Raw genomic sequence first — 14306 nt, 5'->3', positions numbered from 1 at the left:
CCAACGAGAAGCGGAGCGAGACATGAACAAATCCATCCTGCTGGCGGCCTCGGCGTGCCTGTTCGCGGCATGCAACAGCGGCGCGTATGCGGCCGGCGGCGAGATCGCGGTGATCGTCAAGACGGTCAATTCGAACTACTGGCAGAACGTGCAGAAAGGCGCGAAGGCGGCGCTCGACGGGGCCAGCGGCTACACGATGACGTTCCAGGGGCCGGCGGCCGAATCCGACATCAGCGGGCAGGTCAACATGGTCGACAACGCGGTCACGCGTCATGTGGCGGCCATCGTGCTCGCGCCGTCCGATCCCGATGCGCTCGTACCCGCGATCAAGAAGGCGTGGGAAGCGCACATTCCCGTCGTGCTGATCGACTCGGCCATCTCGGATGCCGGCAAGCCGTACTACCAGGCGTTCCTGTCGACCGACAACGAGAAGGCGGGGGCGTTGTGCGCGAAGGCGCTGATCGATCGCGTCGGGCAGTCCGGCAAGATCGCGATCATGTCGTACGTGCCGGGCGCGGGGTCCGAGGTCAGCCGCGTCGGCGGCTTCCGCACGTACATCGAGCGCCACTCGAAGCTGCAGATCGTCGGCCCGTATTACTCGCAATCGCAAATGGCGACCGCGCTGAACCAGACGACCGACGTGTTGTCGGCGAACCCGGACCTGAAGGGCATCTTCGGCGCGAACGAGCCGACCGCGGTCGGGATGGGCCGTGCGCTGAAGCAGTCGGGCAAGGCGGGCAAGGTGGTGGCGATCGGGTTCGACGGCAACGAGGACCTGCAGGGCTTCGTGCGCGACGGCACCGTGCAGGCGATCGCCGTGCAGGGCTCGTGGCAAATGGGGAACCAGGGCGTGCGCACGGCGCTCGACGTGATCGCGCGCAAGCCCGCGCCGAAGCTGATCGATACCGGCGTCGTGATGGTCGACAAGCAGAACCTCGATTCGCAGGCGTCGAAGAACGTCCTGTACTGACCGCCCATGCGTCCTTTCCGTACTACCTGTCACGCCTCATGAACGCAAACGATACGCGCACCTTGCCGCGCAGCGGGTTGACGGTATCCGCGCTCGGTCTCGGCTGCTCGCAGCTCGGCGGCCTTTATCGTCCGATGTCGGCGGCCGATGCCGCGTCGCTCGTCGACGCCGCGTGGGCGGCGGGCCTGCGCTATTTCGACACCGCGCCGTATTACGGTTACACGCTGTCCGAGCGGCGCGTGGGCGCGGGGCTTGCCCCGCGCGAGCGCGGCGCCTTCACGCTCAGCACGAAGGTCGGACGGCTGATGCGCGCCGACGCGAGCGTGCGGCCGGGCGACGACGGCTGGGCCGAGCCGCTGCCGTTCCGGCCCGTCTACGACTACAGCTACGACGGCATCATGCGTTCGCACGACGACAGCCGGCAACGGCTCGGGCTCGCGCGGATCGACATGCTGTACGTGCACGACATCGGCGCGATGACGCACGGCGAGCGTCATGCGCACTACTGGGATCAGTTGACCCGCGGCGGCGGGTTCCGCGCGCTGGAGGCGTTGCGGGCGGGCGGCGAGATCGGCGGGTTCGGTCTCGGCGTGAACGAATGGGAAGTCGCGGCCGACGCGCTGAACGAAGCGGCGCTCGACGCGGTGCTGCTGGCCGGCCGCTACACGCTGCTCGAACAGGCGGCGCTCGAGCCGCTGCTCGACACGTGCGCTCGCGAAGGGACGGGGATCGTGATCGGCGGCGTGTTCAATTCCGGCGTGCTCGCCGGCAACGGCAAGTTCAACTATTCGGACGCGCGTGCCGACGTGATCGACAAGGCGACGCGCCTCGGCGCGCTGTGCCGGCGCTTCGACGTGCCGCTTCCCGCCGCCGCGTTGCAGTTTCCGTTCGGCCATCCGGCGGTCGTGTCGTGCGTGATCGGCGCGCGCAGCGTGGCCCAGCTGACGCAGAACATCGAATGGTTCGAGCGCGCCGCGCCGGCCGAACTGTGGGACGCGCTGCGCGATGAAGGACTGATCGACGCGCACGCGCCGGTTCCGGGAGCGCACGCATGACCGTGCGTATCGACGCCCATCAGCACTACTGGCGCATCGGCGCGCGGGCCGGCAACTGGCCGCCGGCCGAGCTCGATGCGATCCATCGGGATTTCGGCCCCGCCGATCTGGCGCCGCTGCTCGACGCCGCGCGCATCGAGCGCACCGTGCTCGTGCAATCGTTGCCGAGCGAAGCCGACACGCGCTATCTGCTCGATCTCGCGGCCGACACCCCGACGGTCGGCGCCGTGGTCGGCTGGGTCGACATGAAGGCCGACGACGCGCCGGCGCGGATCGCGGCATTTGCGCGCGCGCCGAAGGCGCGCGGCCTGCGGCCGATGCTTCAGGATCTGCCCGACGACGCGTGGATCGACGATCCGCGGCTGGATCGCGCGGTGGCCGCGATGCTTGAGCATGTGCTGAGTTTCGACGCGCTGGTGATGCCGCGCCACCTCGATGCGCTGCATGCGTTCGCGCGACGCCATCCGGATCTGCCGATCGTGATCGACCACGGCGCGAAGCCGTTCGTCGAGCGCGGCGAACTGCAGCCGTGGCTGTCGTCGATGCGCCGGCTGGCGAGCCTGCCGAACCTGCATTGCAAGCTGTCCGGCCCGTGGACGGAGGCCGGGCCGTCGGCCGGGCCGGACGCCGTGCGGGCGCGCACGCGGCCGTATGTTCGCGCGCTGGCCGAGCTGTTCGGGCCGACGCGATTGATGTGGGGCAGCGACTGGCCGGTGCTGCGGCTCGCGTCGGCGTGCGGCGGCTACGGCGAATGGCTGGCCGCGTGCGAGGACGATTGCGCGCGGTGGCTCGGCTCCGCGGCGCTGGCCGGCCTCTTCGGCGGCAACGCGCGCCGCTTCTACCGGATCGACACCGCACGCCACGACGAATGAACCCCGAACGAAAGGAACCGACATGCTCAGCGTGATTTGCGAATCCCCCGGCGTGCTGCGCGTGCAGCATCGCGAACTGCCCGTGCGCGGCGGCGGCGAAGTGCTGTTGCGCGTGCAACGTGTCGGCATCTGCGGCACCGACCTGCACATCTTCACCGGCAACCAGCCGTACCTCGAATATCCGCGTGTGATGGGCCACGAGCTTTCCGCGGTCGTCGTCGAGGCGGAACCCGAGTCGGGGCTCGGTGTTGGCGACGCGGTGTACGTGATGCCGTACCTGTCGTGCGGGCACTGCGTCGCATGCCGTCACGGCAACACGAACTGCTGCGTGAACATCAAGGTGCTCGGCGTGCATCGCGACGGCGCGCTGGCCGAATACCTCAGCGTGCCCGCGCAGTTCGTTCACAAGGCCGACGGCATTTCGCTCGACCAGGCGGCGATGCTGGAATTTCTCGCGATCGGCGCGCATGCGGTGCGGCGCGCGGACATCCGGGCCGGCCAGCGAGCGCTGGTGGTCGGCGCCGGGCCGATCGGCATGGCGGCGATGACTTTCGCGAAGCTGCGCGGCGCCGACGTGACCTGCCTCGATACGCGGGCCGACCGCCTGGCGTTTTGCCGGCAGCATCTGGGGGTCGACGCGGCGGTGGAGGTCGGGCCCGACGATGCCGCACGCCTCGCGGCGCTGACCGACGGCGAGTATTTCGATGCGGTGTTCGATGCGACCGGCAACCTCGATGCGATGAACCGCGGTTTCGAATTCGTCGCGCACGGCGGCAAATACACGCTGATCTCGATCGTGCGCGGGCACGTCGCCTTCTCGGATCCGGAATTCCACAAGCGCGAAACCACGCTGCTCGCGAGCCGCAACGCCACGGCCGAGGATTTCGCGACGGTGCTCGATGCGATGCGCGCGGGGCGGATTCCGGACCGCGCGCTGAATACGCACCGGATGCGGCTCGAGGACGTGCCCGACGCGCTGCCGCGCCTGCTCGACGCCGGGCAGACCGTCGTGAAGGCGCTCGTCGAATGCTGAGCCGCGCCATGCAAGCCGCGGGGCGCACGTCATGACGCCGCCGATCCTGCAGTTCGGCACAAGCCGCTTCCTGCTCGCGCACGTCGACCTGTTCGTGTCGCAGGCACTCGACGAAGGCGGCGCGATGGGCGGCATCGGCATCGTGCAGTCGACCGGGAACCCGGCCAGCCGCGCGCGCATCGACGCGCTGCGCTCGGGCGCGCACTATCCGGTGCGCATACGCGGACGCGACGGCGGCCGGATCGTCGACGAGGTGGTCGAGTGCCGCGCCGTGCACCGCGCGTGGGATGCGGAGTCGGACTGGGCCGAAATCCGCCGCGCGGCGATCGAGTCCGTGCGGGCGATCGTGTCGAACACCGGCGACGCGGGTTATCGCGCCGACCCGCACGATTCGGCGGAGGTGCTGGCTCATCCCGACCGCGCGCCGCGCGGTTTTCCCGCGAAGCTGCTCGTGCTGCTGCAGGCGCGCTGGCAGGTGCGGCCCGCCGACGGCGTCACCGTGCTGCCCTGCGAACTGGTCGCGGACAACGGCGACACGCTGCGCGGCGGCGTGCTCGCGCTCGCGCGTGAATGGCGGTTGCCCGACGCGTTCGTCGACTACCTGCAGCACCGCTGCATCTGGGTCAACTCGCTCGTCGACCGCATCGTGTCCGAGCCGATCCACCCGGTCGGCGCGGTCGCGGAGCCTTACGCGCTGTGGGCGATCGAGCGGCGTGCCGGCATGGCGTTGCCGTGCCGGCACGCGCGGATCGTCGTCACCGACGACCTGCGCAGCCACGAGCGCCTGAAACTGTTTTTCCTCAACCTCGGGCACAGCTGGCTGGCGGAGCAATGGCTCGTCACGGGGCGGCCCGAATCGGAAACGGTGCTCGACGCGATGAACGACGTGCGGCTGCGCGACGGCCTCGAGGCCGTATGGCGCGATGAGGTCGCGCCGGTATTCGCCGCGCTGGGTCAGCAAGAAACGGCCGAACGCTACCTCGACAGCGTGCGCGAACGTTTTCTCAATCCGTATCTCGCGCATCGCCTCGCCGATATCGCCGGCAATCATCGCGAGAAGGTGGCGCGGCGGATCGCGCCGCTGCTCGCGCTCGCGGATTCGCTGGCGCTGCCGGACGGGCAGCCGCGCCTGCGACGCATCGCGGCCCGCTGCGATCCGGCGCGCCGCGCCACCACAGGGAGCATCGCATCGTGAACCAGCCGGCAGTAGTGATCCTGCATCATGACGACAATGTGGCCGTCGCGCTCGACGCGCTGGCGCCAGACGTGCCGGTCGACGCGAACGGCACGACGCTGCGCGTCGCCGCCGCGGTGCCGGCCGGCCACAAGCTCGCCACGGCGCCGATCGCGCGCGGCGCGCGGATCGTCAAGTGCGGCCAGCCGATCGGCGTCGCGCTGCGCGACATCGCCGCGGGCGAGCACGTGCACGTGCACAACGTCGGGATGCCCGAGCGGCACGTGCTCGATCACGGCGCGGCAGGTGCGGCGCCCGACGCGTCGACCGACCTCGGCGACACCTTCGACGGGTTCGTGCGGCCCGACGGCCGTGTGGGTACCCGCAACTACATCGGCGTGATCGCGAGCGTCAACTGTTCGGCGAGCGTGTGCCACGCGATTGCCGATGCGTACCGGCACGAGGCGCTCGCGCCGTTCGGTCATGTCGACGGCGTCGTCGCGATCACCCATCAGAGCGGATGCGGGATGGCGGCGAACGGGGACGGGGTCGAGCTGCTGCGCCGTACGCTCGTGGGCTACGCGCGCAACCCGAATTTCGCCGGCGTGCTGTTGGTCGGTCTCGGTTGCGAGGTCAACCAGGTGCGCGTGCTGGCCGAGCGGCTCGACGCGGCCGCGCCGGGCACGGTCCGCACGCTGGTGATCCAGGACGAGGGCGGCGTGCGCGAAACGGTCGCGCGCGGCGTGTCGATCGTGCGCGAGCTGCTGGAGGCGGCCGACGGCGCGCGCCGCCGTGCGGTGCCGGCGGCGCGGTTGACGGTCGGCCTGCAATGCGGCGGATCCGACGGCTACTCGGGGATCACGGCGAACCCGGCGCTCGGCGCCGCCGTCGACCTGCTGGTGCGCAACGGCGGCACCGCGATCCTGTCCGAGACGCCCGAGATCTACGGCGCGGAGCACCTGCTGATCGCCCGCGCGGCATCGCGCGACATCGGCGAACGCCTGCTCGGCCGGTTGCGGTGGTGGGAGCGCTACGTGGCCGACGGCGGCGGCGAAATGAACAACAACCCGTCGCCCGGCAATATCGCCGGCGGCATCACGACCATTCTCGAGAAATCGCTCGGCGCGGTGTCGAAGGGCGGGCGCTCGACGCTTCGCGCCGTCTACGACTACGCGGAGCCGGTGCGGCAGCGCGGCCTCGTCTTCATGGATACGCCCGGCTACGACCCGGTGTCGGCGACCGGGCAGATCGCCGGCGGCGCGAATCTCGTCTGTTTCACCACGGGCCGCGGTTCGGTGTTCGGGTCGAAACCGGTGCCGACGGTCAAGATCGCGACGACGACCGGCCTGTACGAGCGGATGCGCGCCGACATGGACTTCGACAGCGGCGGGATCGTCACTGGTTCGTCGAGCGTCGACGACGCGGGCGCGCGGCTGTTCCGGCTGATGCTCGACGTCGCGTCCGGGCGCAGGACCTGCAGCGAGGAGAACGGTATCGGCGAACGCGAGTTCGTGCCGTGGCTGCGCGGCGCGATCATGTGACGCGCGGGGCGGCATGTGGCCGCCCGCGCGATCCGGCTTCGAAGGAGACCCCGCGATGACGACCCTGATGCGCAAGCCGGCGGCCGGCGACACCGGCCGCGACTTTCCGCTGTCGGACCTGGAGCAGCGACTGCTGGGCGAGGCGCTGCGGATGCTCGCCGAGACACGCGCCCGGGCGCTGGAACTCTGTGCCGAGGTGAACCGGCGGCAAGGCGGCGCCGTGCCCGACGTCCACGACTTCAACCTGCCCGCGATCATCGATCTGCAACGGCGTTTCGGGACGCGGCCTCGTCCGTCGGGCGAGGCCGGCACCCCGGGCGACGGGCCGGTGCCCGGTCGCTTCGCGTAGCCGCCGCCGCTCGGCGGCGACGTCGCCCGGGTCGCTGCGGCGCCGCTTACGCCGCCGACAGCGTGATCGACACGCCCGTCGCCGTGTAGACCGGCGTCGCCTTGAAGCCGTCGACGGTCACCGTCGCGAATTTCGCCGCGCCCGCTGCCGCGTCGATCAGCGCGATGGTGTCGCCGGCCTTCGGCTGATAGCCGTTCACGAACTTCACGTGCAGCGTGCCGCCCGCGACGGTGAACGCGCCGCCCACGCGCAGGCGTCCGCCGCCGTTGCCGTCGATGTCGAGTTCGAGCGTGGCGCCGTCGAGCTGCGTGTAGCGCGTGGCGATCGTGACGGGCGCGCCGGCCGCGATCCTGACGCCGCCGCCCGCGCCGACGTAGACGTCGCCGTTGCCGAACGCCGTCGCGGACGCGGCGGCGAGCGTGCCGCCGCCGACCTGCGTGCCGCCCGTGTAGCTGTTGTTGCCCGCCAGCGTCAGCACGCCGCTGCCTTGTAGCGTCAGCTTGCCCGAGCCGGCGATGTCATTGCGCCACAGGTCGGCGGCGTTGAGGCCGCCCTTCGACGCATCCATCGCGACGGTCACGTTGCCGTTGAATGCGCCGTAGCCGTCGGCGGCCGCGAACAGGTTCAGCCGGCCCCAACCTTCCGCATCGTCCATCACCGGGTAGCCGGACGGCAGTTCGGTGGTTTTCAGCACGACGCGCCGCTGATCCGCGCCCAGGTACGGGAAACGCGTCTGCAGCAGGATCTCCGCCCCCTTCGGCACGACCGGCGGCGCGCCGGTCGCGTCGAGCGCGCCGAAGCCGTAGGTCATGCGGCGCGCGAAGGCCGTCTTGTTCGTCGTGTAATCGGCGAACCGGTCGGTCGCCGTCGTGCCCGAGCGTGCGAATGCCTGGAACGTCGCGTCGGTCGTGCCGGTGAGCTGCTGCAGCGTCTGGTGCGCCTGGCCGTAGGCGGCCTGCGCATCGTTCGCGTACACCGCGAGATTGGCCGCGCTGATCGCCAGCGCGAGCATGCGCCCGCCGATCACGTCGAGCGGCGAGTGCATGCCGGCGAGAATGCGGTTCTCGCCGAGTTCGAGGCCGCGGCCGACCATTTCCTGGAAGCGCTCCGGCACGAGCCACGCCATCGTCACGGCGTCGCGCATCGCTTCCGCCTGATGGCCGCTGATGAAACCGCCGTCGGTCGCGGGCGTCGTGCTTTCCGCGGGCACGAGCGTGGGGTCGACGACGACGCTCGTGCTCCAGCGGTACGGCCGCGCATATTTGTAGAAACGTTTCGAGGGTTCGGTCGACGCGTTGTTGCCCATTTCATTGAGCAGATCGACGACTTTCCCGAAGCTCGCGTTCGCGCTGCCGCCCACGCCCACGTTGTTGCCCGTGTCGTTGTACAGCACGCTCGTCGCGTCGGCCGGCACGCTGGTGATGCTGGTCGTCTGCTGGGCGGCGGTGCGCCAGGCCGACGTGAGCGGCCCCATGCCGTCGGTCACGCTGTAGCCCTTGCCGCGCCGGTCGTCGTAGTACGCGGCGTCGGCTTGCTGCGGCGTGCGTGCGGTCGTCGCGTTGACCACGTATTGCACGTTCGCCTGCAGTACCGCGTCGTTCAGGATCGTGCCGCACGGTGTGCCGTTGCCGGGCAGCCCCGTGCAGGTCGACGGCGAGATGGCCGGAAACGCGCCGTTGGCCGGCGCGGTCACGCCCGCATCGACGAGCATCGTCGACGGCTGCCAGAGGTCCAGGAAGCGGCTGACCACGCGCACCGCGGCGTTCGTCGACAGCGTCGCGTAACGCGCGTCGCCGCGCTGGTTGGTCGCGATATTGTCGACGAATGCGGGCACGCTCGGAACCGGCGCGCTGTCGACGAAACCGGGATCGGCCGGCGGCGCCGGGATCGCGGCGTTCGTCGAGGGTGTGGCGACCACGTCGTCGCCGCCGCCGCACGCGGCCAGCACGACCGCGGTCGACAGGGCTGCGACGTGCAGCGGGAGACGGCTCGATGACACAAACATGCAAGACTCCATCCTGGGTGTGAAAGATGGCGCATTGTCGTGGCCGATCGTGACGCGATGGTTACGAATCGGCTGTGCGTCACGAGCGATGCATGGATCGAACCCGCCGACGGGTTTGTTTACTCCGATATCCTAAACGCGGTGCGGATGGCGGATCGATCCGGCCGTCACGCCGCTTGTTCGTTCCGCGGCGACGGCGCGTGACGGACGCGGTTGCGTCCGTCACGCTTGGCGGCGTACAGCGCGAGATCCGCCTCGCGCGACCACGCGTCGACGGACGCCGGCCATCCGGCGCGGGCGGTCGCGCAGCCGATGCTCACCGTGAAGGCCGGCACCGGGTCGTCGAACCCGTCGAGGCGGTTGCGTTCCACTTCCCGGCGGATCGCCTCCGCCACCTTCGCGGCGCCGCGTTCATCGGTATCGGGCAGCACCGCGACGAATTCCTCGCCGCCGTAGCGCGCGGCGAAGTCGCCGCGCCGCTGCGTGTGCGCGCGGATGCAGGCGGCGAGGAACCGGAGCCCCGTGTCGCCTCGCGCGTGCCCGTGCCGGTCGTTGTACTGCTTGAAGTGGTCGGCATCGATGAACAGCAGCGACAGGCTGCCGTGGCCGTTTCGATGCAGCCGCTCCCACTGGTCGGCCAGCGCGAAGTCGAGCGCACGCCGGTTGTGCAGGCCGGTCAGTGGATCGGTGCGGCTGAGGCCGGTCAGCAGCGTCTGCTTGCGCAGGTTGTCCCGCAACGCGAAGGCGAGCAGCCAGACGACCGCGCAGAAAAGTGCGCACAGGAGCGACGCCGATATGCCGACCGACCATGACATGCGGATGAAGCCGTCCAGCACGTCGCCTTCGGCCGGCGCGACGACGGCGATCAGCGGTGTGCCGGGCACCCGCTGGAACGTATACAGGCGCAACGTTCCGTCGATGCGCGAATGCGCCGCATAGAAGCCCGAGTCCTGGTTCAGCATGCGATCGAAGGTGTTCGAACGGCGCAGGCGGACCATCTGGTGGTCGTTCAGCGACGGGTTGCGGGCCAGGATGGTGCCGTCCGCGCGCAGGACCGCGCTGATGCCGTGCGGCCCGACGTCCAGCCGGGACAGCAACTGATCGAAATAGGCGAGGTCGATCGCGACCACCGCGATCCCGTTGAACGTGTGGTCCGGCTGTTCGATGCGCCGCGAGAGCGCGATCGATTCCTTGCCGCCGCGCGAGCGCGCGCGATAGGCCTCCGACACGTAAAGGCCGACATTCGGCGCGTCGCGATGGACCTTGAAATAATCGCGATCGCTGAAGTTCCAGTGGTGGGACGGCCCGCAGCACGCGTCGATCAACTGGCCGTCCCGGTCCGTCACGCCCATCCCCGTCACGTATTGCGCGGCCGAGCGCTGGAACAGCAGATCGTGCCGCAGCCCGGCGTCCATGTGCCGGACCGCCGGCTTGCCGAGGTCGGCGGCGAGCGCGACCAGTGCGTTGTTGGACGTTTCGACGGTCCGCGCGATCTCGCTCACCAGCACGGCGGCGACGTTGCGCGAGGTTTCGTGCGCATGTTCGACCACTTCGCTTCTCGTGGCCCAGAGCGTGATCGCGCTGATGCTCAGCGCCGCGAGCGACATCAGCGTGCCCAGCGCGCCGACGACGAGGTAGTGTCGTCCCGCCCAGTCGGCGATTTTCTCGATGGAGGTGGATGCGGACATGCTGGCGCTCGCGGGGAAGGCCCGGCGCGATGAACCGGGCTGCGCTTAAATCCGGGTTAACGGCAGGTCCGCGGGGAAATCGAGGGTCGTGTGCAACGCAAATGGGCGGGGCGCGGTCGCAAACGTGTGCGGCCCGTGAGGCCAGGCCGGGAACGGCTCGACCCGGCGGTCCGGCGCGGGGCGGCGCTCGATCCCGACGCGGCGATCGGGCATGTGGCCCGCACCCGGCTCGGATGCGTCGGATTCCGTCTTTGTTTCGAGCAATAGGGCATCCCCGGGACGCCCGACGAAATCGGGAGGAGTATCAGGGTCGTCTGGCTGAAGCGCCGATTCGTTCCGGCCCGGCCGCGTCCGCTTCGGCGTCGAACGAAGCGTCCGCGCCGCGCACACGCTTGAGCGCCCCGGCCAGCTTCTCGATCGCGTGCAGGTCGAGCGTATCGAGATGCTCGCGCACGCGCTGCACGAAGGCCGCGTAACCGTGCTCGTCCGCAACCTGGCCGAGCCATGTCTCGATATCGGTGAGCCGCCCGTCACGGGCCAGCAGGATCAGTGCGTCGAGTGCATCGTCGGGCGGGCCATCCATCGCGGGCGCGACGCGTTCCGGGCCGGCCTCGTCGCCGGGATGAAACCGCCGGACGAGTTCCGACACCGGCACGAGCGCGTGCCCGAGCGCCGGTGCGACGACCGGGAACGAGAACGCGGTGCCGACGCCCGGCTGGCTCGCGACGGCCAGCTCGCCGCCCATCGCGCCGACGATGCGCTGCGCGATGAACAGGCCGAGCCCGGTTCCGCCGTTCACGGCCTGGACCTGCTGGTACGCGCGGAAGATGTCGCGGGTGCCGCTGATGTCGATGCCGATGCCCGTATCGGCGACCTCGAACAGCAGGCGCCACGCATTACCTTCGCGCGCCGCGTGCACCGACAGCGTGACCGTCCCGTCCCGCGTGAACTTCGACGCGTTCGACAGCAGGTTGAGCAGCACCTGCTGCAGCCGCATCCCGTCGATCGATACCATGCGCGGCAGCGGCGTGGCCGGCCGGTAGACGAACCGGTTGTCCTGCTGCGCGCACAGCGCGAGCGCATAGTGGCCGATGTCGTCGAGCAGGCCGGGCAGGTCGGTCGCGTCCGGCGCCACACCGAGCGGCTGCAGTTCGGCCTTCGTGAACGCGAGCAGTTCGTCGATCAGCGTGAGCTGGTAGCGGATGCTGCGGTCGATCGACCGGATCAGCCGCGCCTGGCTGCGCGTCGCGCTCTGCAGCAGCAGCTTCGCATAACCGTTGATCGTCGACAGCGGCGCGCGCAGGTCGTGGCTCACATAACCGAGCGTCTCGATCTTCTGCTGCATGTGGGTCGTCACCTGCTGCAACGCGTCGTTGAGCGCGACCGTGCGTCTCGCGACTTCGTCGCGCAGGCGATCCTGTTCGGTGAGCTGCCAGTATTCGAGCCGCTTCCTGGCCTCGGTGCGCTGGCGGCCCACGTGGTGGATCCACGCGGCCAGCACCAGCAGGTGCGTGGCGAGCCCGACGATCGCGATGACGGGGTTCGGATAGATATCGGACTTGAGCCAGGACAGCAGCGGCGGCAGCGCGTCCATGCCGTCGAGCACGCGGATCAGCATGTTGAAGGTGGCGAACACGATGGCGATCAGCATCACGCGGCCGGTCGGCGTCCGGCGGATCGCGAGCATCAGCGCGAGGCTGATGTTGACGATCCCGAGCACCGCGTTCAGCCGCAGGCAGAACCACGTGAAGGTCAGCAGGTCGCCGCCTGCGGCGCCGGCCATGCCGATGCATTCGAGCGCGAGGAACGCCATGTAGACGGCACGCAAGGGCAGCCTGGCCTGTTCGCGCCGGGCGACTGTCAGGATGAAGACGATGAAGCAGGCGATCGCCGCGTACACGGCGATCACCTCGCCGCGCGCCGACCACTCGCGCAGTGCGGGCGGCAACGCCATGGCCACGTAACCGCGGTAAGCGGCCTCGAACAGCGTCGTGCCCAGCGCCATCGCGGCCAGTACATGGAACACGCCGCTGCGCGAAAAGAACCCGATCAGCAGCGCGCACCACAGGAGCGCGAGCAGGCCGCCGAAGAAACCGAAGTCCCACATCGTCGCGCGCCGTTCCTGCGCATCCCATGCCGCGCGGGTGAACGCGGCCGGCGCGAGCCGCATTTCCTTGCGCGACGTGACGCGGATCAGCACGGGGAGGCTTGCGCCGGCGGGCAGCGTGACATCGAGTACCGGGTAGCGCGACGGCTGACGGGCCGCGTCGCTGCCGGCGTCGGCAGCCGGGAAGCGGCTGACGAGCGTCCAGCTGCCGTCCTGGCCGACATGGAAGTCGGCGTGGTCGATGCGCGCGTCGCGAATCACCAGCACCAGCGGACGCGCGACGCTGCCGCGGTTGGTCAGCGTCGCCCGGACCCACCATGCCGACCGCGAGAACTCGACGTTGAGCGTCGACGTGCTTGCCGCAGGCGCGCGTCGAGCGGGCCCGGCGAGGCGCGAGGCGACCTGTTCGGCCGTCATCGTCGTGCTCGCGTCCTCGAACACCGATACGCCGTCCAGTTGCGCGGGGTTCGGCGTCGATGCCGCGCGGGCCGTCGCGCAGGTGACGGCCAGTGCGATCACAAGCAGCAGCACCGCGCGCCATCCGGCTGCCCACGCCGCGTGTCGCCTACGCATCGCCGTGGCGCCCCCCCGGTGCGGCCGGCGTGTCGCCGGTGTGGCGCTGGCGCCGCCAGTCGGACGGCGTGATACCGAAACGTTCGCGGAACGCCGTCGCGAAATTGCCGGGCGTGGAAAAGCCGATTTCCTCGGCGATGTCGCCGATGCCCATCGATGTATCCGACAGGAAGTGCATCGCGGCACGCAGGCGCGTGTCGCGCAAGTACTCGAATACGGTCTGGCCGAGCTGGTCGCGGAACACGCGGGACAAGCGCTTTTCGTGCGTACCGACCTGCTTCGCGAGATCGTCGAGCGCCGGCGGATGCCGCAGGTCACGCAGCAATACGTCGGTCGCCGCGCGTACGAGCGCGGCGTCGGGGTGGTCGGGTAGCTCGGGCAAGTGCGCGAACGGCTGGCTGCGCCGCGCGCGTTTCAGGTGATTGCGGATCCGCGCGATGACTTCCGCAGGCTCGAACGGCTTGACGATGTAGTCGATCGCGCCGGTTTCGAGCCCGGCGATCCGATCCTCGAGCTCGCCGGCCGCCGTCAGGATGATCACCGGGATCGCTTGCGTCGACGGCGTCGATGCCAGCAGCCGCGACGCGGCGAAGCCGTCCATGCGCGGCATGCGGACGTCCATCAGGATCAGGTCGGGCGCGATGGCCTGCGCACGGTGATAGGCCTGCAGCCCGTCGAACGCCACGCTGATCCGGCACCGCGCCGCGCGCAGGATTTCGGTCAGGAGCCGCAGGTCGTTCGGGCGGTCGTCGACGACAAGAATATGCGCGCCCGCGAGATCCGGCGTGGTACGAGGCGGCGCCGAACTGGGCAAGCGGGATGGCATGGTGGCGGACGCGAGGGAAGGGTGGTCGGTCGGATTGAAAGCATCGCAGTGGGTGCGATTGTTGCGAAAAATTATATGTCGACAACAATACCGATTGTGAGGATTCCGTGCGG

General features: G+C 69.8%; 11 protein-coding genes. 7 read left to right on the top strand and 4 right to left on the bottom strand.

Features of this window, described 5'->3' with window-relative positions; genetic code table 11:
• Positions 1–22 precede the first annotated feature (22 nt).
• Genes AC0KUR_RS09990 through AC0KUR_RS09960 form a run of 7 tightly spaced genes read left to right on the top strand, consistent with a single transcriptional unit; the run spans position 23 to position 6994 of the window.
• Complete coding sequence (locus tag AC0KUR_RS09990) at positions 23–970, top strand: ABC transporter substrate-binding protein (RefSeq protein ID WP_069704842.1); 948 nt, start codon at positions 23–25, stop codon at positions 968–970.
• A 38-nt stretch (positions 971–1008) separates the two neighbouring features.
• Entirely contained in the window at positions 1009–2025 is a 1017-nt protein-coding gene (locus AC0KUR_RS09985; protein WP_175027701.1) for an aldo/keto reductase, read from the top strand.
• Complete coding sequence (locus AC0KUR_RS09980) at positions 2022–2897, top strand: amidohydrolase family protein (RefSeq protein ID WP_473375807.1); 876 nt, start codon at positions 2022–2024, stop codon at positions 2895–2897. The genes AC0KUR_RS09985 and AC0KUR_RS09980 overlap by 4 nt, the downstream gene beginning before the upstream one ends.
• 22 nt (positions 2898–2919) lie before the next feature.
• Entirely contained in the window at positions 2920–3930 is a 1011-nt protein-coding gene (locus AC0KUR_RS09975) for a zinc-binding alcohol dehydrogenase family protein (RefSeq protein WP_175027702.1), read from the top strand.
• 31 nt (positions 3931–3961) lie between these two features.
• Complete coding sequence (locus AC0KUR_RS09970; RefSeq protein ID WP_226229115.1) at positions 3962–5125, top strand: mannitol dehydrogenase family protein; 1164 nt, start codon at positions 3962–3964, stop codon at positions 5123–5125.
• Complete coding sequence (locus AC0KUR_RS09965; protein WP_473375806.1) at positions 5122–6645, top strand: UxaA family hydrolase; 1524 nt, start codon at positions 5122–5124, stop codon at positions 6643–6645. Before AC0KUR_RS09970 ends, AC0KUR_RS09965 begins: the two co-directional genes overlap by 4 nt.
• A gap of 55 nt (positions 6646–6700) precedes the next feature.
• Entirely contained in the window at positions 6701–6994 is a 294-nt protein-coding gene (locus AC0KUR_RS09960) for a hypothetical protein (RefSeq protein ID WP_051701118.1), read from the top strand.
• Between the two features lie 46 nt (positions 6995–7040).
• On the opposite strand, the gene AC0KUR_RS09955 is transcribed toward AC0KUR_RS09960, so the two are convergent.
• From AC0KUR_RS09955 to AC0KUR_RS09940, 4 genes are all read right to left on the bottom strand, one after another.
• Positions 7041–8999, bottom strand: coding sequence for a phosphatase PAP2 family protein (locus tag AC0KUR_RS09955; protein ID WP_069704837.1), 1959 nt, complete (start codon positions 8997–8999; stop codon positions 7041–7043).
• 167 nt (positions 9000–9166) lie between these two features.
• Positions 9167–10687, bottom strand: coding sequence for a sensor domain-containing diguanylate cyclase (locus AC0KUR_RS09950; protein ID WP_034191806.1), 1521 nt, complete (start codon positions 10685–10687; stop codon positions 9167–9169).
• Between the two features lie 304 nt (positions 10688–10991).
• Positions 10992–13367 carry a sensor histidine kinase gene (locus AC0KUR_RS09945; RefSeq protein ID WP_473375805.1) on the bottom strand — a complete coding sequence of 792 codons (2376 nt, stop codon included), beginning with the start codon at positions 13365–13367 and terminating at the stop codon, positions 10992–10994.
• Positions 13360–14193, bottom strand: a complete 834-nt coding sequence (locus AC0KUR_RS09940; protein ID WP_034191802.1) for a response regulator transcription factor — start codon at positions 14191–14193, stop codon at positions 13360–13362. The genes AC0KUR_RS09945 and AC0KUR_RS09940 overlap by 8 nt, the downstream gene beginning before the upstream one ends.
• Positions 14194–14306 lie beyond the last annotated feature (113 nt).

The organism is Burkholderia sp. YHN3-13, assembly GCF_055810675.1.
The sequence above is the reverse complement of the archived record's forward strand: the minus strand, read 5'-3'. Positions and strand labels throughout refer to the sequence as shown.

Excerpts from the sequence above, each read along its gene's own strand:
- AC0KUR_RS09955 (WP_069704837.1), bottom strand. The coding sequence starts at position 8,999 with ATGTTTGTGTCATCGAGCCGTCTCCCGCTGCACGTCGCAGCCCTGTCG.
- AC0KUR_RS09940 (WP_034191802.1), bottom strand. The coding sequence starts at position 14,193 with ATGCCATCCCGCTTGCCCAGTTCGGCGCCGCCTCGTACCACGCCGGAT.
- AC0KUR_RS09960 (WP_051701118.1), top strand. The coding sequence starts at position 6,701 with ATGACGACCCTGATGCGCAAGCCGGCGGCCGGCGACACCGGCCGCGAC.
- AC0KUR_RS09990 (WP_069704842.1), top strand. The coding sequence starts at position 23 with ATGAACAAATCCATCCTGCTGGCGGCCTCGGCGTGCCTGTTCGCGGCA.
- AC0KUR_RS09985 (WP_175027701.1), top strand. The coding sequence starts at position 1,009 with ATGAACGCAAACGATACGCGCACCTTGCCGCGCAGCGGGTTGACGGTA.
- AC0KUR_RS09980 (WP_473375807.1), top strand. The coding sequence starts at position 2,022 with ATGACCGTGCGTATCGACGCCCATCAGCACTACTGGCGCATCGGCGCG.
- AC0KUR_RS09945 (WP_473375805.1), bottom strand. The coding sequence starts at position 13,367 with ATGCGTAGGCGACACGCGGCGTGGGCAGCCGGATGGCGCGCGGTGCTG.
- AC0KUR_RS09970 (WP_226229115.1), top strand. The coding sequence starts at position 3,962 with ATGACGCCGCCGATCCTGCAGTTCGGCACAAGCCGCTTCCTGCTCGCG.
- AC0KUR_RS09975 (WP_175027702.1), top strand. The coding sequence starts at position 2,920 with ATGCTCAGCGTGATTTGCGAATCCCCCGGCGTGCTGCGCGTGCAGCAT.
- AC0KUR_RS09950 (WP_034191806.1), bottom strand. The coding sequence starts at position 10,687 with ATGTCCGCATCCACCTCCATCGAGAAAATCGCCGACTGGGCGGGACGA.